The sequence below is a fragment of the Mesorhizobium sp. RSR565B genome (assembly GCF_054719465.1).
The window spans coordinates 1,909,896-1,929,355 of the sequence record NZ_JBTTIE010000001.1 but is presented as its reverse complement, the minus strand read 5'-3'; the positions used below and the strand labels follow the sequence as shown (position 1 = coordinate 1,929,355).

The following is a 19,460-nucleotide window of genomic DNA, read 5'->3' as shown; positions in this document are numbered from 1 at the left end:
AATTGTACCGCGCAGGCCTCCATGGTGCAGCAAGCAGGGGGCCTATAGTGTCAAGCATTTTCGACTGGAGCACGACCCCGGCAAGCAATGCCAATTCCGATTCCGGCATCAATTGGGCGGAGGGTCAGTTTCCCAGCACCGTAAACAATAGCGCCCGTGCCATCATGGGTCGCAATGCCGAAATTGTGAAAGACATGGGCGGCTCGCTGGTTGCGGGTGGTACGGCCAATGCCCTCACAGTCACAACCAATTCCGCTTTCACCACGAACGTCAATGGACGATATCTCGCCTTCCGGGCGGCGCTGGACAATACGGCGGCGGCCACGCTCAACGTCAACGGCATCGGCGCGAAGTCCATCCGCAAGATGACCTCTGCCGGTGATAGCCCGCTTGCCGGGGCCGAAATTCAGGCTGACGGCATCTATCTGGTCAACTACTCGGAAGCGGTCAATGGCGCTGCCGGCGGCTGGGTGCTGGTCAATCCGACGCCAGCCGATTTGACGGTTTTCGCGACTCTGGCCAGCCCTGTCTTTACGGGCAACCCGACCGCACCCACGCCTATCGCAGGCGACAATGACACTTCGATCGCCACCACTGCATTCGTCACCGGAGGCATCGCTACTGCGATTGCCGCCCTGTCGAGCGTCTATCAGGCAGCCTCAGCGGTCCTCACGGCTTTGTCGGGCATTGGCACTGCTGTTGCGGGCGATATCATCTATGCGAGCGGCGCAGGAACGTGGGCGCGTCGTGCCAAGGGCACAGCTTCACAAGCCCTGCTGATGAATGCCGGAGCGACGGCCCCGGCGTGGGCAACTTTGCCGTTTACCGCGTCGTTCGAAAGCGCCCAGCAGACCATCACAAACAGCGGCACCTTAGCGCTTCCCCACAGCCTCGGCGCTGTCCCGAAACTTACGGCGGTGTTTCTGAAGTGCATCACGACCGATGGTGGGTACATTGCCGGTGCAGAAGTGCCCCTCGGCTCTAACATGTCGACCACGGACACCACAGCTCGTGGAGTTACGTTCACCCCAGACGCCACGAACATGAACCTCCAATTTGCCGCTTCCCCGTGGCGAATCCTATCAGCAGACGGGTCCTTTATTTTGACCATCACCAACGCCAGTTGGAAGCTTGTCGTGAGGGCATGGGCATGACGCTTCAGGAAATCCTAGCCTCGCTGTTGAACCCCGGCGGCTCTCAGCAGGCTCCGAACCAGCTTGCCATGGCCGGCGCACCTGCACAGCAGGTTGGCGACCATGCGAACCCGGCTGCGCTCTTTCAGGGGCTTGCCGCGCCTCAGGGCCAGCAGCAGGCGCCGATGCCCCAGCAGGCTCCACAAGCCCAGCCAATGCCGCAAAGCGCCCCACAGCCCGCCCCTATGGCATCCCAGGCACCTTCAGGCGGTGGCATCGGCGGGTTTCTGTCCAATCTGCTCAATCCGCAGGATGCCGGAAAGAACCTGACCATTTCCTGGCTGAGGCAGCAGGGCATGGACGAAGGCACGGCTACCATGTTTGCGTCGAGCAAGCCGGCGTTGCAGCAGTACCTGCTGAAGCGAGCCCAAGGCGGCGGCGGAGCAACCGCGTTCGATCAACGCGCTCAGGCTGCGCAGCAATACGGGCTTGACCCGAATACGCCTGATGGCCGTGATTTCATCCTGACGGGCAATCTCCCGCAGGCAAGGGGTGGCAATGCCGAGCTAGGTCTCCAGCCGCAGTTTGGCGTCGATGACCAGGGCAATCCGGCGCTGCTTCAGCTCGGTAAGGATGGCAAAGTCGTCAAGTCACAAATGCCTCCGGGCGTGACGCTCTCGAAAACGCCTATCAAACTCGATGCTGGCACCGAATGGATATTGCTTGACCCCATCACCCGCCAGCCTGTCGGGCGCATCCCGAAGGATCTCGCCGGCGCTGCTTCGCAAACTGCGCAAGGCACCGCACAGGGCGCTGCCGCGTTCGATCTCCCGCGCGTTGAGCAGAACGCCAACCAGATTCTGGATACGCTGGACAAGATGAAGAACCACCCTGGCCGTGAAGGCTCGACTGGCTTCATCGAGGGACTGATCCCGTCGCGCACGTCCGAGCAGGTCGATTTTCAATCCTTGGTGGATCAGACCAAGGGACAAACATTCCTGCAGGCCTTCCAGTCTCTCAAGGGCGGTGGCGCCATCACGGACATCGAAGGCGCAAAGGCCACGAATGCCATCTCGCGGCTTGGCAACCAGCGCCTGAGCGATCAGGACTACCTGCAGGCCATTACTGACCTTGAGGATGTGATCAAGACTGGCGTGGCCCGTGCGCAGCACCAGGCGGGTGGCGCACCATCCGCGCCAGCAGCGCAAGGTCAGCAGCCTGCAGCCGCCGATGCCCCGCCTCACACCTATGATGGCGATCCAAAACTCTGGAAATTCATGACGCCGGAGCAGCGCAAGCTATGGCAATGACCATCGAACAACAGCGCGCTATCGCTCTTGCCGAAGCCGCGATGCGGGCTTCGCAGGACCAGCCGAAGGTTGATCCAACCACCAACCAGCCGCAAGGCGTGCCTGCGTTTAATCCTGGCGTTCCCGGTTATGACCCGCAGACCGGCGAGGTCCAGAAATACGGTAAGGCTGGCTCGGCGGTCATGGGCGCGGCTGATATGGCCACTATGGGATTTGGCGACGAAGGCACGGCCGGCATCGGCTACCTCCTAGACAAACTCCCCGGCGGCAAGGGCCGGAACTTCTCCGATGTCCTCAAGGAAGTTCGCGCCAATCAACAGAAGGCCTATGACGACAATTGGAAGTCGTACGATGCTGGAATGGTCGGCGCGGGCGTTGCGGGCGGTGCAGCCCTGGCTAAGAGCGGGCTCTCGTTTCTGGCCCGTGCGGCGGCACCGAGAGTGGGCGAACTTTCCGTACCGCTATCGCGTCTCGCCATGGGTGGTGCGGCTGATGGTGCAATTCTTGGCAGTATCAACGGCGCTGGCAATGGCACGGACGCGCAAAGCCGCGCCATGGGCGCCGGAGTGGGTGGAGCGGCCGGGCTTGGACTTGGTGCCGCCGCTCCTTATGCTATCGCCGGTGTATCTGCTGCATTGAAGCCGCTGGTCGCTCCTATCATGGCTCGGCTGCGCCCTCAGCAGTATGCAAACGCTGCTCTAGGGGAGGGATTGCGCCGTTCCGGATCAACTGCGGATGAAATTGCGGCACGGCTCCAAGCGGCCCAGCAAGACAACCAGGGCATGTTCACGGTGGCTGACGCAATGGGCAATGCCGGGCAGCGCATGCTGTCCACTGCAGCCCGCAATCCAAACGACGGAAGACAGGCGCTTATCGAGACGCTACAGGCCCGCCAGATGGGCCAGGGCGAAAGGTTGAGCAACACGCTCGCGGAAGGCTTCGGCGCCCCTGACACCGCTGCGCAGCGCACGGCGTCACTGACTGGTCAGCGGGCTGCCTCTGCCGATGTGAACTATCCTGCTGCCCGCGATAGTGCCGGTCCAGTCGATGTTTCCGGTGCAATCTCGGCTGCAAATGATGTTCTGACGCCAGGTATAACCCGCATGGCAAATCCGGGCTCTGGCATTGCCGATGATAGCCTTGAAGGCGCCGTGCGCCGTGCGCAGTCACTTTTGACTGATGGCAAGTCACAGATCACGGACTTCAACTCCGTCTTGCGGGCCAAGCAGGATATCGCCGATCAGATATCGGCAGCGCAGCGCGCCGGCAGGAACAATCAGGTCCGCTTACTCTCGCAGATCAACAGCCGCCTCGATGCCGCTTTGGAACAGGCCTCGCCAGGCTATAGGCAGGCGAATGACACTTTCAGGGCGCAAAGCCGCGTGATTGATGCCGTTGACACTGGCACTGGTGCTGCCTCTGGCCGTACTCGCGCAGCTGATAACATCCAGACTTTCGGCGGCATGAACCCGGATGAGCAAAACGCCTTTCGTGCAGGCTACGTTGACCCGATGATTGCCAAGGTCGAAAGCTCTTCGATCTCGCCAACGACCAACAAAGCGCGAATGCTGATGACGGAGAAGACTGGGCAAGAATTTCCCGCGTTTGCTGTTCCCGGCCAGGCCGACCGCATGGGAACGCGCATAGCCCGCGAGCAGCGCATGTTTGAGACAGCCAATTCGGCTCTTGGTGGATCAAAAACAGCCGACAATCTTGCTGACGCCGCAGATATGAACAAGTTCGACCCGTCGATCATGACCAATCTGCTGCATGGCCGGCCTGTGGCCGCTGTCGTGACGGCAGTTACTAAGGCTCTAAACGAGTCGCGAGGATTGCCGCCAACGGTGCTTACGCAACTCTCGCGCGCTCTCATGGAAACAGACCCGACTGCCGCGCGGATGCTGTTGCGGGCAGGAACCAGCCAGAACGTCAATTCAGCAACCCGTAGGGCTGCTCTCAGCACTGTTTTGACGAGACTGAATGCATCAGGAGCGGGGAGGCTTTCTGGTCCATGATTCCGGGGCTCTGTTGCCCGTAATCTCGATGGCCCATGTTGCAAGAACGGCCCCTGTCCCAAGCCCGAGCAGCACCGACATTTTATCGATGAGACCGAAATACAGGTTGCTAGCCCATAACAGCCCGATGATCGGCCAGAGCACCCACCAGATAGTGTTGGCAGTGCGCCGCTCCTTAGGATTGTGATCGATGTCCATCCTCGCAAGATAGGCGGGAAACGACGAAAGCGAAAGACCGATGACCATTCCAACTCTTGGTAACTACAGGCACTTTGTAGAAGGCCGGATGCAAGCTGCATCAGCGGAGATGGACGAGGAGCTTGCACAGAGCCTTTCGGATGTCTTCACGTGCACGGCGGCAACCGAGACCGATCTGTTCAACTACATCGCGTACAGCCAAGGCTGCCACGCATTGGCGGAGGCATGTAGAGAGCGGGGGGACCATGAAGGCGCGGGCCTATATCGCGCCATGGGCCAAGACCTCCTCACCAAGGCCATAGACGCCCTTGCGGACCTAATGGCGATCGGCATCCATCAACTCGGCGTCGTCAAGCATTGACCCTGCCAAAACAGTCCTTTGAACAGGTGAGCATGTGAGCAAGTTCAAACCGGGCCAGTCAGGCAACCCCAAAGGAAGGCCCTTAGGTTCTCGCCCTGCCGCACTGGTCGCCCTGGAGGCTCTTGCCGAAGGTGAGGCCGAGGCCATTGTGCGTGCCATGATAGAAAAGGCAAAGGAAGGCGATGCGGTGGCCGCCAGGCCAATTCTTGACCGGATATGGCCTCCCCGCAAAGGCGCGCGAGTGCAGTTCGATCTGCCTGTGGTGACCGGAGCTGCAGACCTGCCCGCTGCGATGGCGTCGATCAATCGCCAGGTGGCCGATGGTGAGATATCTCCCGAAGAGGGCGCCATCATCGCTGGATTGCTGGACGTTCAAAGGAAGGCAATCGAGGCAGGGGACATAGCTGCCCGCCTCGATGCACTCGAAGCCAAGCTAGGAGCGAGGTGATGACCCCAACGCTGCGCCTGAAGAAGCTGGAGGCTCTGGTGTCCCCACCGGAAGTCAGGCTAGGAAAAATCCACCTCGTCGCGAACGACCAGGAGGAAGCGGCGGCGCGTTCAATGCTGCTATCTGAGGGCGCAGACCCGGATGGCGATGGTGTTTTCATCATCCGGCTGGTGCCGGGGCAGCCCAAGACCTTGGGTCAGCTCATGGTTCATGTTTCCGCCCAGGGTCGGCGCATCTTCGGCACATAGGCACTCCAGACCCGGCAAAGCGTTGATGGAGCGTTTGTCGCTTTCATGGCGCCGGCGGCGGCGCGCCACGCGGCGCTGCCCATGGGATGTACAAAAACGGCCGGTTCACGTGTGACGCAATAGCCAGCCGGCAAGCTGTCGCCGCGTTGATAGATGAAGCCCGGCAGTCGGCCGGGCGGCTGTTGCGCGGTTAATGGCTTGGAGCAAACTCGCCAAATATGATGATGTTTACCATTGTTAGCGACGTTGTCGCATCGGTCGGATAGCCCTACATATCATGGCATACCGCTCTTGATTTCCCGAGGCTATTGCGAGCCCGTGTGAAACAGGGCATAGAAACGAAACCATTTTCGGCCTAGACCGTTTATCAACCATTGCGGTTCACAATCGGAAATGCGAAGCCTTTAGGAGGCATACCCATGTTGAGATCCAAGGATACAATCTAGTACCGCGCGGCAAAGCCGTTCGACTACTGATCTGAAAGATGATATCAAAACCCTCGCTCAAAGGCGGGGGTTTTTGATTCATGTGGACTAGGCTTTCTACGCTTTTCAGCGGCGTACTGATATTGGGTGGCGGGATTGGAATATTATATCCAGCCATATTTGACGAAAAGATCGGCCTAACTCAGATTTTAATTTCTCTTTTCCATCCAGAGATGACGCAAAGCTTTGCCATGCGTTGGCTTCTGGCGTTTCTCTTGTTTTGCGGTTTCTACGTTGTCACATTAACGTTTTATAACCGCAACAGGCCAGTTACCATTTTGAGCGCCGATATAAAGGCTACGCTAGCCAATAATGAATGGAGCAAGACTATAGTAGAGGGCACGTTCGTCCTTCGCGCAAACCACCCAAACGTCACGTCCTACAGAACAATACATTCTCCAGATTATGGAACGCTTGTCCTTGATTCAATGAAAGCCGACGTTTATTGCGAGGCGTTTCCCCTTACTTCCGAAATCGAGTTAAACAAGATGGAGGGGGACGGGATCGAGCTTCTGCAACTCTTCAACAAGCCTCTACCCAGCATGTGGTACATGCCGCTTATACCGAACTACTTCGTAAGCAGAAACTACGATGATTTGCCGCATTTTCTCAGGAAGAGGCTGGTTAAAAGAAGAACAAGCCTCTCATACCTAGATGAGCACAATGTTGATCTGCCTGCGATGCGTTTCCAGGCGCCAAATTACAACTTTATGTCCATGCACATCGTTCTAGAATTCCCCATTGACGCTTTGCCTAAGTCTTTAAAGGCTAGACGAGAGCTTAATGGCGCTCTGACCGACATGCCGATTGAGGTGGTCCAAAATCTCTATCACGTAAGGGTCAACAAACTTGCGAAAAGCGAAGTCGTCCGAATTAGCTGGAAGAGGGCCTAAGCCCTACACGTCGAAGCTGACTTGCCGAACGCCGATCACGTCCATGCACATCATGAAGAAGGCGGCCGTGGGTTTGAGGTTTCGACTGAACCTAATTATCGGCATGATGCCGCTTGCCCACCCCAGCAACGTAAGCGATAGTTGATCAATCGCAGCAACGAGTTTGGATGGGGCAAACTTCAGTGAATACGCCATTCGACAGCCCACTGCTGCCTTACCAACTGCATTGCGAGTTCCTTCTGATCAGCTACTCCCTGCATCCCAATGACCCGGCCTTCGGAACGACGCAGTTTTTCGGCACGCACTTTGCTGACAAGAGTTCCGATTTTGTTGCCGGAGGGCCGGGGATAGCCCACCCGCTCGGTGGCGATGTGGTCATCTCCCCCACGGTCGGGGCTACGGTCACCGTATCGATAAACAGCGATGACAACTTCTTGGTGGAGTACAAAATAGACTTCAGCGGGAACGTTCGAAAGAGATCTGTCGTTGTACCGCCCGGTGCGAGTGTCCCATTTTTGCTGAACGCAAAACCCTTCGAACTTGGCGCCACCCTTTCTGGCCGCTCCGCCGTGCTCCAGGGTACTTTGACGGCAACGGAGCGAGAGTCTGCAGTATCACTGCATCCTTGATACGCTTCCGCAGCTCTGAGTCGGGGTAAAAATGAACGGTGACGACGACCGAAAATCACACTTGCGACTAGCCGTCGAGAACAGTCAGCGCGACATCGACAGGGAATCCGCAAAACGCGAGATCGGGTGGCCGCTGAGAGAGTTGGCAGCCAACATCATCCGAACCGTTCGCGGCGCCGGCAAATCATATGAAATCAGTGAGCAGTGCGGCGCGGTCGTTGAAGCGTTTCGACATTACCGGGAGATGGTCGGGCATTGGCCTGCCAGTTGGGAAATCGAGCAAGCGCTCTCGATCAGGCGCGATAGCTACTCCGGTGGAAATGACGAGGCATGGGAACGTGAGCATGCCAGAGAGACAATTCTGCGCGGCGCTCTTCAAGTCACCGCCTCTCGCTTAGTTGGCCAGAACACACAGGAGCAACGCGGCCGCTCGGAGATGATGGACGGCGTCAACGACATTGTAAGAACGCGGGATGCGACCCGAAAGCGCCTTGCAGAAGCCAATAGGATCAGCCGCCAAGCCAGCGTCCCGAGGACGGCCGCTCGAAAGAAAACAAAGAAGCCTCCGGTGAAGTCCCCCCGGAGCAAAGCCGATCCAGACATCAAACTATAAAATCAGGGCTTGTCGCGAAGGCGAACGCCTGCGCCACCGCCATTCTCTGGTATGAAGAGCACTCCCGCCGCCTCCAACGCAGCTTGCATCTTGTTGACGCTGCTTAGGCGAGCATCTTGGCCGGCTTCAAACCTATTGACTGTATTCCCTCCGACGCCCGCCGCTTTGGCGAGGTCAAGAGTGCTCCAATTGAGGGCTGCGCGCCCCATGCGACATTGAACTGGCTTCATATGGTGTTTTTATCACCAAAAGCGGTTGACATCAAATAGGCTATGGGATTACCATTAATGGTGTAAATATCACCATTAGGGAGATGGCCATGTCGCAAGTCGCAGTTCGGGCGCCCGCCGAAGGTTTGCCTTGTTATCCCCGCAATCCACAACGTTTCGGCTTCGTACGTGAACTGCTGGTGCGCTGGAGTTCGCGCGCAGTCAGACCATGCCTAGACCAACCATCAGTACAGGAGCGTTTTATGAACCAGCATGTTGATCGTCGCGCAATTCTTGCTTCATCGGTTGCAGCAGCCACTGCGTTGGCCGTCGTAAGTGTCTCTCAACGGGCGGAGGCCAAGGGTGAAGTCTCGGATATTGCTTCGCACCCCGACGCCCAGTTATTCCAATTGGAAGCGACGATGAAGTTGGCGACCGACCGCATGAAAAAAATCGAGCGAGCGCAAAGGCGCCTCGGAAAGAAGGCCGAAAAGACCTGCGGTCCGCGTCCCCTTCATCCAACGGATTGGAAAGCACCAGCTATGCCTGACGGCCTTTGGGAGATGCATCAGTCAGCCCTCAAGGCGGCGACGTTCGGCGACGTTACGGGCGGCAAGGCATGGCAGCCCGCGCCAGTCGCTGAATGGCAAGCCAGGATCGATGATGAACGTTGCGCAATTCAAGCCGTCTGGGACGATTACAGCCGAAAACGTACTCAGGCGTATTCGGCGGTCAGCTACGATGACAAAGAAGCCGAGTTTCAGAGAGCCTGTGACGAAGAGTGGGGGATCGGGATGCAAATCCTCGCTGTTGAAGCGTACACGTTGGAAGGCGTGATGGTGAAGATCAGGGCCGGCGATAGGCTTGGTCTTGAGAACCTCGCTGAGAACGACGCCTACGTCTCGATCGCAGCCGACATCCGGCGAATAGCGGGTGAACAGAAACCTGTTTCGCCGCCACCCTCCGCCGACTTGGCTCAGCTTGACGTTCCGCGAGATGAGCTTTTGCGCGCATATTCAGAATGGCTCCACTATGAACGCCAGATGCTTATGCGCGACATCTATCCCGATCAGAACATGCACGAAATGATGAGGTATGTGCCTGCCAGTACGCGCTCCTCGCTGTTCCACTTTCCGCTGCACAATGATCCGAGGGGTACGTGGGAAACAATCCCATCGCCGGCCACTCGCGCGCTCGATGTGATGACGTTAGCAGGCGTAGATCTTAAGGGAGCCCTAGAGAACGGTGGCTGGTAAGCCAGCCAGCTGAAGGGGGACCTACCCGCCGGTCGTGGTCTACATCCAGACCGACTGCCCGCTGGCTCACGCTGGCGGGCTTTTTGTGCGGCCCAAGGAACATCGATTACGGGCAACAGAGCCCCGGAATCATGGACCAGAAAGCTTACAGCCCGTTATATAGCTGCTTAGTGCCATGCCCGATCAGTGGTCTGCCGAGATCAGATAGCCTGGTCATTGTTTCCGCAGCGCCTTGGCTTCCCGCTCCAACGTCTCGCGTTGGTTGCCGTGCTTCGCAATCAACTCTTTGACCTGCTGGGGTGTGATGCCGGTCTTTGTTGCGAAATATTCAACTTCATAATCCTCGTCGGCTGAGACACGGTCCCGATCGCGAAAATCCCGTTTGCTCTTGTCATCGGCCATCGATTCCTCCTGCGAATATCGAGCAACGTTCAGTTAGCGTGTTTGTTGCACCAAAAGCCGGTTTCCTGTTTCGGAACCATTTCAGCACAAGCTAATTGAATCGCCGGGTGCGGGTGAGTTCATGCGTCTAAAGTTCGTCGAGCCTTTGCTGCCGACCTTGGTCGAGAAGCCTCCCGAAGGCGACGAATGGATTCACGAAGTCAAGTTCGACGGCTACCGCAGCCAAATCATCATCGATCATGACGTGCGCATCTTCACGCGCAACGGCCACAATTGGACGGCAAAATATCGCGATCTGGCCGGCGCGGCAAAGCGGCTCGGCGTCGAGAGCGCCATCCTTGACGGCGAGATAGTCGTGCTCAACGAAGCTGGCCTTTCGGACTATCAGGCGCTGCGCAAAGCCATCACCAGCCGCCAGCATGACCTCTACTTCGTCGCCTTCGATCTCCTCCACTTGAACGGTCACGATCTGCGGGACATGGATCTCGAAGACCGACGCGAAATCCTGGAAGGCCTCATCTCGCCGGATGACCGTATCCAGTTCAGCCAGGCCCTGCCTGGTGATGCCAAAGCCATATTCCACCTGATCGACGAGGCGGGCATCGAGGGCATGGTGTCGAAGCGCCGCGATAGCAAATACCGCAGCGGCCGGTCGACCGCCTGGCTGAAGGTGAAAAGCTACATGGTGGAAGAATACGATTTGCTTGGCGTCGAGCGTGAACCCGGCAAGCCGGCCTTTGCGCTGATGGCCGACCGGAAGACGGGGCAGTATGTCGGCTCAGCGTTCATCAACTCCAGCCGGGCAATCCGCGAACGGCTATGGAAGCGCGTCCAAGAGCACGCTGGGCCGGCGCCGAAGGGCGTGAAGCGGCCGGCGACACAGTGGGTTAAGCCCGGCATCATCGGCCGCGTGAAGCACTTGCGTGGTGAGGAAGATTTGCGGCACGCGTCGTTGCAAGATTTTCGAGAGGACGACAGAGATGGCCGTGGCTAAGAAAGATCAGGAGCGCGCCACCTATGCATGGATGTATGGCGCGCAGGCGCAGAAGGATAGCAAGGAGCGCGCCGCGCCGCCTTACTGGCAGGAGCATGCCGACGTGTGGCTACAAGGCTTCGACGGTGAACTGTCAGCGACGAGATGGAAGCCGAGGTCGACGAAGCCGCCGTCGAGCGGCCCGCCGAATAGCCATTTGGCGTATGAATCTGTACGGTCGTTTTTGATTGAAGAAAAGGTTTCGGCGGGCCTATAAAGATGGCGTTTGCCATTGCCTTTTGGGAGGATGCGATGGTTGCAACGCCCATAGAAATCGCTCAAGCCGCTACTGCGACTACGGCCACCTTGCTGAAGTGGCAGAAGTCCATGGAGGAACGCGCCACGTTTCGCCAGAACATGGATCAATCGCGCAGGGCGATCCAAGCCTCACGCGAACTGCTGAAGCGCCTTCGTCAACGTCAACGCGACGGCAATAGCGTCGCGGATGCGCAAAAAGATTAGCCGCCAGGGCAGATGGTGAGATGGAGGTCCGGGAACCTTGTTGCCGCAAACCAGTTCGGGTTGCGGAGCAGGCTCATGGAAAAACTGCGTCAGGGAATGAAGGTGGAAGCACTCGCTGCGCGGTTGGCGAAAGAGACAGGTATTTCGGTAGAGCAATCACGTCAGCTCATCGAACTGATTGGCACCGACTGGAATTCGCTACTTCGTGAGGCACGGCTTCTCAATGGCGGGCGTTAGCGGTCAGCGCAACCGGCACGCCTGGAGCAGTTCCGCCTCGTCGGTAATGCCATTCTGAAAAAGGAGGATGACTCCCCAAGCCAGGACTTCCCTTTGGTCGCTGTCGTCTCGATCTATCCCGCGCTCGCCGCACAGTTTGTCGAGCACCCGCTGAAGCAAGTCGAGATCCTCGGGTTCGAATACCCCACGGTAACGTCCCAACGGCATCGCCGGCCCCTCATCGCGGCTAATGCCTTTACATCTCACACAAGGATTTTGATGCGAAGCCAATTCATGGTGATTGGGGCCGACGTGCGGCTTGGTTGAAGGTCAAAAGCAACTTCGGCGACTGCGGACAGCCTAGTCTATGACCTAGCGACCGAACAGCCGGAACCTAAGCGCCTGATGGGGCTTAAGTCTTCATGAGCACGCGTGGCATCAACTTCCTCGATCGCTGGATCGGCAACAATGTTCCCGAGACGGCTCACGCCGATGCCGTCTCGATAAGTGAACTCACACACAAGATGTATGCCGACGCTAAAGCGCTGGGGATCAGGCGCGAAGAGATCGACGAAGAAGTTGACAGCCTATATCGAACGCTTGTCGATGCTGTGGTGCACTTTGATCCCGGCTTGACCGAATGAGTGTTCGCGGCAGGAAGTTTCTCGAAAATGGGTAGCCGAACAGTTGCCCATTGTGGCGCGAGGCGCTCCGATCGCCGCCAGCGAAGATGGCCGGCGCCGCAATGGGAGCATTGCCTGATCAGCGCCGGCCGGGCGGTAAAATCAGATCCGCCGCGGCTCTAGCGATACCTGATTCTTGACGTAGCGTCAGGTGGGGTTCGAACTACGCCTTCTTCGCCCGTTTCGCCGGCGCCTTAACCTCAGCCTTCCGACCTAGACCAGACGCCTTCGCAAGGGCCGATCGCTTCGCGGCGTAGTTCGGCGCGACCATGGGGTAATCGCGAGACAAGCCCCACTTCTCACGGTATTCGTCGGGTGTCATGCCAAGTAGGCCAAGGTGGCGTTTCATAGACTGGAATTTCCGGCCGCCTTCCAGGCTGATGATGTAATCCGGGAACACAGACTTTTTTGGATTTGCCGCAGGCACAAGCTCTTTCGCAGCCGGTGCGATTTGGCTGCTCAAACCTGACAATGAAGCGTGCACAGATGCAATCAGGTCGGGCAAGTTGGCAACCGGTAGTGGGTTATTGGCTACGTATGCGGAAACGACGTCCGCTGTAAGTTCCGCCAGTTCGACAGCTTGGTTGTCTTCGTCGGTCATGTGTTGGTCCCTTGTCTTTGAGACCTCTCTAATGAACCAACTCTACGTGCGCAAGCTCACATGTGCCTGCGGTGAAGTTGCCACATTCCACGCTTAGTCACCGTATGAGGTAGCGATATTGATGCGCTTATAGGTATCGCTCGCCGTCGTCGCGATGCTTCATGCAGAACCAATGCGATGGCTGCCTCGGTCGGGCGAAGCCGAAGCCTCCATCCTCACCGCAGCCCGGGTGCTCGCACGCATGATTGTCAACGCGTCGTCGATCGCGCGGAATCACGGTCATCCCTTCGGCAAGCCGGCTCGGTTCGTCGCTCATAACGGGTTGATCGGCCCGACCAGGCCGGGATGGTCGTTGGGCAATTTGTTGACGGCGCTCGTGTTCACCTCACGTCCAACGCGGTTGAACTGCAGCTGACCGTCGATGTCGTGGCTGAGAATGTCCTTGAGGCTGTCCTTGGGCGTCGCCGGGTCCAGCCAGGCGTCATAGTAGGCCGGGTCGAGAATGAGAGGCTGCCGATCATGCAACTGCTTCATCGGTTCTGCGGCGGGCTCGGTGATGATGGTGCAGCTGGTTATGTCGAGATTGGAATTGTAAGCCCAAAGCCCGGCGAACGAGAAAGGCGCGTGGCCTGGCTGGTAGATGTGCCAAGGGTCTTTCTTGCCGTCGGCTGGCGATATCGTCCACTCGTAGAAGCCATCGGCAGGGATGAGGCAGCGCTTGGACTTGAAGGCGTCGCGGAAGGCGGGCGCCGTGTCGACGCCCTCAATCCTGGCATTGAACATCGCCGCCTTGGGCATTTCCTTTGCCCAGAAAGGAACCAGCCACCAGCGCCCTTCGCGGAGCTTATGATTGCCATCTTCGCCAGCGGTGACGAACGGCACATCCTGTGTAGGCGCAATGTTGTATCGCGGCTCGTCGTTGCGGCCTGTCTCCGCAGGCGAAGTCAGTCTGTAGAGCCGGTGGATTTCCGACCACGACAGATATTTGGTGTAACGTCCGCACATGGCTCTGTCTCAATTGCGCAGGAGTTCAGGCACGCTGAGCGGGCCAAGGTCGAGAATTCTCCTATACTCGTCGCTGCGGCGCCAGACGCCGCGTATCTTGCCGTTCTCCCGATCCCGCTTCGCATCAAAGGGCTCGCCTCGAAAATGGTCGAGGAATGCCTTTGCTTCGGCTGGATCCGCGAAGCAGTGCAATCGATATTCCTCGTATTTGCCGTTTGGCCAAACCGCTTGCACGTGCCTGATTTGGAAAGTCATTCCACGCTTCTGACAGTAGTCGTGGATCGTGGTCCGGTTCCGATCGGTGCAGAGGTCATCAGGCAGCGCGACCTGGTGTGGCCATTTCTGGTCGATGACTGACGGGGCCGGGATGCTGCGGCTGCGCGTAACCATATCAGTGACGCGCGAAGGCTCTCTTGCGTTCCCTGCGGATGGCAGGGCGCTCGCGCATTATCGTGGCGCAAATCTCAGGCTGCTCGGCCTCGGTCGCAATGATCGGTTGCATGGCTCTGTCTCTGTTTTTCCATCAGTGAACAAAATGAGAACAAAAGAGTCAAGAGACCCTTGACCCGACGGGAATAAGTTCCTCATTTCAGGGCATGCCCGAGACCTATGCGCCGAAACGACGAGACTACCCGCTGTCCAACCTGAACGATGGACGGCGGCTAGTGCGCATCCAGTGCCGCTATTGCAAGCGGCTGCACAACTACTTCCCCGATGACTTGATTCAGATTTTCGGCGATGTTGACGTAGACTCCCTGGCGCATCGAATGAAATGCGAAAACGGCAAAGACCATGGAACGCTCAATGTCGAAGCGTTCTCACCGACTGGCCGCGAGGCAGTGGGCCTTCGCATCCGCCGCCTGATCGCGATTAAGATCAACCGCGTTCCAATCTGGAGGGAATGAATGACGGGCGGCGTCGGTCACGCGGTGGGCTCGCCCTGAGCTCCGCAATCAATGCATCTGCCATTTGTCTGATTAATCCACCCCGAGCCCTTCGCCGATGAACGAGGTGCAACAAAACTTAGTTTCGACTCCCAAGCGTGGCTAACTGCCGCAACCGGTACAGCAGAGTTTATGGAACCATTTAGGTTGGTCTAATGTGTTCGCCCCTCAATCGCCACCACATCCTTATGACTTACAAGCGCAGGCATGAAAAAGCCCATCGCAGCTAAGCGACGGGCTTCCCGTGATTTGTCGCGCCCCCCTCGGGAGAGTCCGACCGCTTGTGTCTAGGCAAGTCCCGGAGACGGAAACCAGCTAGAGCCTCTCAACATTTAGAATTTCATCGCGACGCCGACGCGGAAGTCGTGCGTCTGAAGAGTGTGTTCAAGTGTGCACCCGCCGCCGCAGTATTCTAGTGACTTCTTCCCAAAGAAGGAGAAATCGTACTCTCCGCGCAAGAACACGTTATGGGTGAGCGCGACGTCTAAACCTGCCCCAGCGATGCCGCCGACCAAGGTAGCATCACGCTCCGCGTCGCCACCTGGATAGAACGTCTTCAACTTCGCCGCGGTTACACCCGCAGTGACGAACGGCATGTACGCGCCCATGTCCATGCCGACTCGACCCTTTACAGAGCCGAACAACCCGGTGGATGCGTCGAGGACGCCTGGTCCTGGAATGTCGTTGAAGGTGTTCTTTTTGAAACGATACCCAAGCTCGCCTTCGAGGCCGTAGACAATCGTGCCGGACTGGAAGTTATAGCCCGCGAAGCCGCCGATTGTTGCCGAGCCGGGGCTGTGGGTAGCACCGGCGCCAATGTTCGGCTCATGTATCTTATAGTGTTCCAGCGTCCCCGCGCCGAAGATACCAGCGTATGGTCCTTGCCAGGTCCATTCAGGGGTGTCCACAGGAGCAGTAATGGTGTCGGCGGCGATTGCCGGCGCGGTCACCGAAAGCGCGATAAGTGAAGCGAAAAAAAATGCCTTCATTGGAATCCCCAGCGCAATGTCAAGTACCTAGTAGAATACGCCTGCAACTCTGTATGTAGCTAGGAAGCCACACCTGTCGGCAAAGTGTGCTCGCAGTGGAATCCGCCGACGTGAAACGCTGGGGTGCCCCTGCGGTGCCCCGGAACTGATCACAGTAGCAGCGTTAACCCGGCCGCGATGCTAAATGCATGGAAACATTGCAGACTGTTTGGTGGAGCCAATCGGGATCGAACCGACGACCTCTTGAATGCCATTCAAGCGCTCTCCCAACTGAGCTATGGCCCCACTCCGGCAGTCAGCCGTCGCCGTTGCCGGCGAGAGGTCCGGCGCGGGTTTCAGGACCGCGCCGTTTAGTGCAGGCGGCTTCTAACCCCGCCTTCCCTGAAGATCAAGCCTTCGAGGGCCGCTTTTTCGTCATAGCCCGTCAACGCCGCTAAATGCATGCGTTCGAAGCGTTCCTAGACTTCGTCGTCGTCGTCGCCGACGCCGATCATGTCGGCGACGTCGTCGTCTTCTTCCTCTTCGTCGGCAAGGAAAGTATCGTCCTCATCGTCGCCTAGATCGACATCGTCCTCGTCGTCGCCCAGGTCGGGAAGCTCGTCGCCGGCCTTGACGTCTTCGTCGGCCTCTTCAAGCGAGACGACTTCAACGCCTTCTTCTTCCTCGGCGTCCACTTCCTTCTCGGCCACTTCCTCTTCCTCTTCGAGGGCGGCGATCTTGCCGTCCTCGAAATAGGAACGCGGATACGTCTTGCCCGTATAGGGCGAGACGATAGGGTCCTTGTTCAGGTCGTAGAATTTTCGGCCCGTTTCAGGGTCGACACGCTTTGTGCCAAGTTCGTTTTTTGCCACGTCAAGCCTCGTCAGTAAAAGAGTGGTCCCCTTAACCACAGTTTACCGCGCTGTCAAAGCGAAAAGCCGGCGTCACAAAACCAAGCACTGAAAGGCCTCGCGCCAAGCGACGACCATGGGGATGACCATTCGTGCCCGCCGTGATACGAGACCGCCGCAACAAATGAAAAGCGCCGGTGCGCCGGCATTCCGTCCAGGGAAATTCCATGTCTCACGCCGCCGCTGCCAAGCCGGCCACCGCCCGCAAATCATCCGCCCTTTCCGGCACCGCTCGCGTGCCGGGCGACAAGTCGATTTCGCACCGTTCCATGATGTTCGGCGGCCTTGCCTCCGGCGAAACCCGCGTCACCGGCCTGCTCGAAGGCGAGGATGTGATGCGCACGGCGGCCGCCATGAAGGCGATGGGCGCGCATATCGAGAAGCGCGGCGCCGAGTGGGTGATCCGCGGCACCGGAAATGGCGCGCTGCTGCAGCCGGAAGGCCCGCTCGATTTCGGCAATGCCGGCACCGGCTCCCGCCTCACAATGGGCCTCGTCGGCACTTACGACATGGAAACGACCTTCATCGGCGACGCATCGCTGTCGGGACGGCCGATGGGCCGCGTGCTCGAACCCTTGCGCCAAATGGGCGTGCAGGTGCTGAAGGCGACGCCGGGCGACCGCATGCCGATCACGCTGCATGGGCCGAAACACGCCGCACCCATTACCTACCGCGTGCCGATGGCCTCGGCGCAGGTGAAGTCGGCCGTGCTGCTGGCAGGCCTAAACACGCCCGGCATCACCACCGTGATCGAGCCGGTGATGACGCGCGATCATACCGAAAAGATGCTTAGGGGATTTGGCGCCAATCTCTCGGTCGAGACCGACGAGCGCGGCGTGCGCCACATCTTCATCGAGGGCCAGGTCAAATTGACGGGGCAGACCATCGCCGTGCCCGGCGACCCCTCCTCGGCCGGCTTCCCGCTGGTCGCGGCGCTGATCGTGCCGGGTTCGGACATCGTCATCGAGAACGTGCTGATGAACCCGACCCGCACCGGGCTGCTTTTAACGCTGCAGGAAATGGGCGGCCAGATCGACATCTTGAACCCGCGCAATGCCGGCGGCGAGGATGTCGCCGATCTGCGCGTGCGCTACTCCGAGCTCAAGGGCGTCACCGTGCCGCCCGAGCGGGCGCCGTCTATGATCGACGAATACCCGGTGCTGGCTGTTGCTGCGAGCTTCGCCGAGGGCGAGACGCTTATGCAGGGGCTGGAAGAGTTGCGGGTGAAGGAATCCGACCGACTGGCAGCGGTTGCCAATGGGCTGAAGCTCAACGGCGTCGACTGCACCGAAGGCGAAGCTTCGCTCGCGGTGCGCGGAAAGCCCGGCGGCAAGGGGCTGGGCGGCCATCCCAATGGCCAGGACACGACGGTGCAGACGCATCTCGACCATCGTATCGCCATGAGCTTCCTGGTAATGGGGCTGGCAACGGAAAAGCCGGTGACCATCGACGACGCCGCCATGATCGCGACGAGCTTCCCGGAGTTCATAGGGCTGATGACGGGGCTGGGCGCGGAGATCGGGTAGGTTGATGGGCTTGAGCCGAACTGGAACGCTTGCGGGACAGCACCCCCCTCTGTCCTGCCGGACATCTCCCCCGCAAGGGGGGAGATCAGCTATCTTCTTGGCTTTCGCCAATCACCAACGTTGCAAAATTGAGCGGAGCGCCAAAGCCGCCAATCTCCCCCCTTGCGGGGGAGATGTCCGGCAGGACAGAGGGGGGTGGGAAGGATCGCGGCGCTTGTCGTGTTCATCGCGTCTCTCGTCGGCCCTACAATGACCCCAACCTTCACCATCGCCATCGACGGCCCCGCCGGCGCAGGCAAAGGCACGCTGGCCCGGCGGCTCGCCGACCACTACCGCCTCAATCTGCTCGACACCGGCCTCACCTACCGCGCCGTCGCCTATGCGTTGATCCGGCACGCGCTGCCACTCGACAATGTCTCGGCAGCCGAAACCGCCGCACGCCAGGTCGATCTGGCAAAGCTCGACCGTGCGGTGCTGTCGGCGCATGCGGTTGGCGAGGCGGCCTCGAAGGTCGCGATTTACCCTACCGTCCGGCGCATCCTGGTCGAAAAGCAGCGCGATTTCGCCAGGACACCGCCAGGCGCGGTGCTCGACGGGCGCGACATCGGCACGGTCGTGTGCCCTGACGCCGACATAAAGCTCTATGTGACGGCGAGCGCCGAAGTGCGGGCGCAGCGCCGGCTGGCCGAGATCGAAAGCATCGGCGGCACCGCCGATTTCGCCGAAATCCTTGCCGATATTGTGCGCCGCGACGAGCGCGACATGGGCCGCGCCGACTCGCCGCTGAAGCCGGCGGCGGACGCGCACTTGCTTGATACCTCCGAAATGGCTATAGAGGCCGCGTTTCTAGCGGCCAAAGCGATCATCGACGACGCCCTGGCCAAGAGAGACAAAGCCTGATCCAGGGTTTT

Annotated in this window: 26 protein-coding genes and 1 tRNA gene; 18 read left to right on the top strand and 9 right to left on the bottom strand. The window is 58.9% G+C overall.

Features of this window, described 5'->3' with window-relative positions; translation table 11 throughout:
• Positions 1-47: 47 nt before the first annotated feature.
• The 3 genes from ACYG9R_RS09190 to ACYG9R_RS09180 are packed head-to-tail and all read left to right on the top strand — an operon-like array spanning position 48 to position 4,458.
• Entirely contained in the window at positions 48-1,154 is a 1,107-nt protein-coding gene (locus ACYG9R_RS09190) for a hypothetical protein (protein WP_023823920.1), read from the top strand.
• Positions 1,151-2,443 carry a hypothetical protein gene (locus ACYG9R_RS09185; protein ID WP_155923258.1) on the top strand — a complete coding sequence of 431 codons (1,293 nt, stop codon included), beginning with the start codon at positions 1,151-1,153 and terminating at the stop codon, positions 2,441-2,443. The genes ACYG9R_RS09190 and ACYG9R_RS09185 overlap by 4 nt, the downstream gene beginning before the upstream one ends.
• Positions 2,434-4,458, top strand: a complete 2,025-nt coding sequence (locus ACYG9R_RS09180; RefSeq protein ID WP_245260054.1) for a hypothetical protein — start codon at positions 2,434-2,436, stop codon at positions 4,456-4,458. Before ACYG9R_RS09185 ends, ACYG9R_RS09180 begins: the two co-directional genes overlap by 10 nt.
• Here the strand turns inward: ACYG9R_RS09180 and ACYG9R_RS09175 are convergent.
• Positions 4,429-4,704 carry a hypothetical protein gene (locus ACYG9R_RS09175; protein WP_031199347.1) on the bottom strand — a complete coding sequence of 92 codons (276 nt, stop codon included), beginning with the start codon at positions 4,702-4,704 and terminating at the stop codon, positions 4,429-4,431. The genes ACYG9R_RS09180 and ACYG9R_RS09175 overlap by 30 nt on opposite strands.
• Between ACYG9R_RS09175 and ACYG9R_RS09170 the strand changes: the two genes are divergently transcribed.
• The 7 genes from ACYG9R_RS09170 to ACYG9R_RS09140 all read left to right on the top strand — a co-directional run bounded on the left by ACYG9R_RS09170 (position 4,697) and on the right by ACYG9R_RS09140 (position 9,798).
• On the top strand, positions 4,697-5,017 hold the full coding sequence (locus tag ACYG9R_RS09170) for a hypothetical protein (protein WP_155923257.1): 321 nt from the start codon (positions 4,697-4,699) through the stop codon (positions 5,015-5,017). The genes ACYG9R_RS09175 and ACYG9R_RS09170 overlap by 8 nt on opposite strands.
• Positions 5,018-5,051: 34 nt before the next feature.
• On the top strand, positions 5,052-5,465 hold the full coding sequence (locus tag ACYG9R_RS09165) for a DUF5681 domain-containing protein (protein ID WP_023823915.1): 414 nt from the start codon (positions 5,052-5,054) through the stop codon (positions 5,463-5,465).
• On the top strand, positions 5,465-5,713 hold the full coding sequence (locus ACYG9R_RS09160; protein ID WP_023823914.1) for a hypothetical protein: 249 nt from the start codon (positions 5,465-5,467) through the stop codon (positions 5,711-5,713). The genes ACYG9R_RS09165 and ACYG9R_RS09160 overlap by 1 nt, the downstream gene beginning before the upstream one ends.
• Before the next feature lie 526 nt (positions 5,714-6,239).
• Entirely contained in the window at positions 6,240-7,091 is an 852-nt protein-coding gene (locus tag ACYG9R_RS09155; RefSeq protein ID WP_031199344.1) for a hypothetical protein, read from the top strand.
• Positions 7,092-7,273: 182 nt separating this feature from the next.
• Positions 7,274-7,720 (top strand): hypothetical protein, encoded by a 447-nt coding sequence (locus ACYG9R_RS09150; protein ID WP_155923256.1) that lies wholly within the window; start codon positions 7,274-7,276, stop codon positions 7,718-7,720.
• 31 nt (positions 7,721-7,751) lie between these two features.
• On the top strand, positions 7,752-8,333 hold the full coding sequence (locus tag ACYG9R_RS09145; RefSeq protein WP_023823911.1) for a hypothetical protein: 582 nt from the start codon (positions 7,752-7,754) through the stop codon (positions 8,331-8,333).
• Positions 8,334-8,805: 472 nt separating this feature from the next.
• Positions 8,806-9,798, top strand: a complete 993-nt coding sequence (locus tag ACYG9R_RS09140) for a hypothetical protein (protein WP_155923255.1) — start codon at positions 8,806-8,808, stop codon at positions 9,796-9,798.
• A gap of 213 nt (positions 9,799-10,011) precedes the next feature.
• Here ACYG9R_RS09140 and ACYG9R_RS09135 read toward each other — a convergent pair whose 3' ends face one another.
• Positions 10,012-10,200 carry a DUF3606 domain-containing protein gene (locus ACYG9R_RS09135; protein WP_023823908.1) on the bottom strand — a complete coding sequence of 63 codons (189 nt, stop codon included), beginning with the start codon at positions 10,198-10,200 and terminating at the stop codon, positions 10,012-10,014.
• Between the two features lie 121 nt (positions 10,201-10,321).
• Here ACYG9R_RS09135 and ACYG9R_RS09130 point away from each other — a divergent pair, with 121 nt between their 5' ends.
• The 4 genes from ACYG9R_RS09130 to ACYG9R_RS09115 all read left to right on the top strand — a co-directional run bounded on the left by ACYG9R_RS09130 (position 10,322) and on the right by ACYG9R_RS09115 (position 11,932).
• Entirely contained in the window at positions 10,322-11,194 is an 873-nt protein-coding gene (locus ACYG9R_RS09130; RefSeq protein ID WP_460221818.1) for an ATP-dependent DNA ligase, read from the top strand.
• Complete coding sequence (locus tag ACYG9R_RS09125) at positions 11,181-11,450, top strand: hypothetical protein (RefSeq protein ID WP_245260053.1); 270 nt, start codon at positions 11,181-11,183, stop codon at positions 11,448-11,450. The genes ACYG9R_RS09130 and ACYG9R_RS09125 overlap by 14 nt, the downstream gene beginning before the upstream one ends.
• A 2-nt stretch (positions 11,451-11,452) precedes the next feature.
• Positions 11,453-11,695 carry a hypothetical protein gene (locus ACYG9R_RS09120; RefSeq protein ID WP_460221817.1) on the top strand — a complete coding sequence of 81 codons (243 nt, stop codon included), beginning with the start codon at positions 11,453-11,455 and terminating at the stop codon, positions 11,693-11,695.
• A 75-nt stretch (positions 11,696-11,770) separates the two neighbouring features.
• Positions 11,771-11,932, top strand: coding sequence for a hypothetical protein (locus ACYG9R_RS09115; RefSeq protein WP_196813589.1), 162 nt, complete (start codon positions 11,771-11,773; stop codon positions 11,930-11,932).
• A gap of 3 nt (positions 11,933-11,935) precedes the next feature.
• On the opposite strand, the gene ACYG9R_RS09110 is transcribed toward ACYG9R_RS09115, so the two are convergent.
• Positions 11,936-12,139, bottom strand: coding sequence for a hypothetical protein (locus tag ACYG9R_RS09110; protein ID WP_023823905.1), 204 nt, complete (start codon positions 12,137-12,139; stop codon positions 11,936-11,938).
• 194 nt (positions 12,140-12,333) lie between these two features.
• On the opposite strand from ACYG9R_RS09110, the gene ACYG9R_RS09105 reads away from it, so the two are divergent.
• Positions 12,334-12,555 (top strand): DUF768 domain-containing protein, encoded by a 222-nt coding sequence (locus tag ACYG9R_RS09105; protein ID WP_023823904.1) that lies wholly within the window; start codon positions 12,334-12,336, stop codon positions 12,553-12,555.
• A 202-nt stretch (positions 12,556-12,757) separates the two neighbouring features.
• Here ACYG9R_RS09105 and ACYG9R_RS09100 read toward each other — a convergent pair whose 3' ends face one another.
• From ACYG9R_RS09100 to ACYG9R_RS09090, 3 genes are all read right to left on the bottom strand, one after another.
• Positions 12,758-13,195, bottom strand: a complete 438-nt coding sequence (locus ACYG9R_RS09100; protein WP_460221816.1) for a Ros/MucR family transcriptional regulator — start codon at positions 13,193-13,195, stop codon at positions 12,758-12,760.
• 312 nt (positions 13,196-13,507) lie between these two features.
• Positions 13,508-14,200: an SOS response-associated peptidase gene (locus ACYG9R_RS09095; RefSeq protein ID WP_460221815.1), complete on the bottom strand. Its 693-nt coding sequence runs from the start codon at positions 14,198-14,200 to the stop codon at positions 13,508-13,510.
• A 9-nt stretch (positions 14,201-14,209) separates the two neighbouring features.
• Positions 14,210-14,590: a hypothetical protein gene (locus ACYG9R_RS09090; protein WP_023823901.1), complete on the bottom strand. Its 381-nt coding sequence runs from the start codon at positions 14,588-14,590 to the stop codon at positions 14,210-14,212.
• A 206-nt stretch (positions 14,591-14,796) separates the two neighbouring features.
• Between ACYG9R_RS09090 and ACYG9R_RS09085 the strand changes: the two genes are divergently transcribed.
• Positions 14,797-15,105 carry a hypothetical protein gene (locus ACYG9R_RS09085; RefSeq protein WP_023823899.1) on the top strand — a complete coding sequence of 103 codons (309 nt, stop codon included), beginning with the start codon at positions 14,797-14,799 and terminating at the stop codon, positions 15,103-15,105.
• 371 nt (positions 15,106-15,476) lie between these two features.
• Here ACYG9R_RS09085 and ACYG9R_RS09080 read toward each other — a convergent pair whose 3' ends face one another.
• From ACYG9R_RS09080 to ACYG9R_RS09070, 3 genes are all read right to left on the bottom strand, one after another.
• Positions 15,477-16,133 carry an outer membrane protein gene (locus tag ACYG9R_RS09080; RefSeq protein ID WP_031199337.1) on the bottom strand — a complete coding sequence of 219 codons (657 nt, stop codon included), beginning with the start codon at positions 16,131-16,133 and terminating at the stop codon, positions 15,477-15,479.
• A gap of 209 nt (positions 16,134-16,342) precedes the next feature.
• Positions 16,343-16,418 (bottom strand) — tRNA-Ala (locus ACYG9R_RS09075).
• Between the two features lie 173 nt (positions 16,419-16,591).
• Entirely contained in the window at positions 16,592-16,984 is a 393-nt protein-coding gene (locus tag ACYG9R_RS09070) for a TIGR02300 family protein (RefSeq protein ID WP_023683538.1), read from the bottom strand.
• A 206-nt stretch (positions 16,985-17,190) separates the two neighbouring features.
• Here ACYG9R_RS09070 and aroA point away from each other — a divergent pair, with 206 nt between their 5' ends.
• Positions 17,191-18,549, top strand: a complete 1,359-nt coding sequence (aroA, locus tag ACYG9R_RS09065; RefSeq protein WP_023823897.1) for a 3-phosphoshikimate 1-carboxyvinyltransferase — start codon at positions 17,191-17,193, stop codon at positions 18,547-18,549.
• A 249-nt stretch (positions 18,550-18,798) separates the two neighbouring features.
• Entirely contained in the window at positions 18,799-19,449 is a 651-nt protein-coding gene (gene cmk / locus ACYG9R_RS09060; protein WP_023823896.1) for a (d)CMP kinase, read from the top strand.
• The last annotated feature ends 11 nt before the right edge of the window (positions 19,450-19,460 follow it).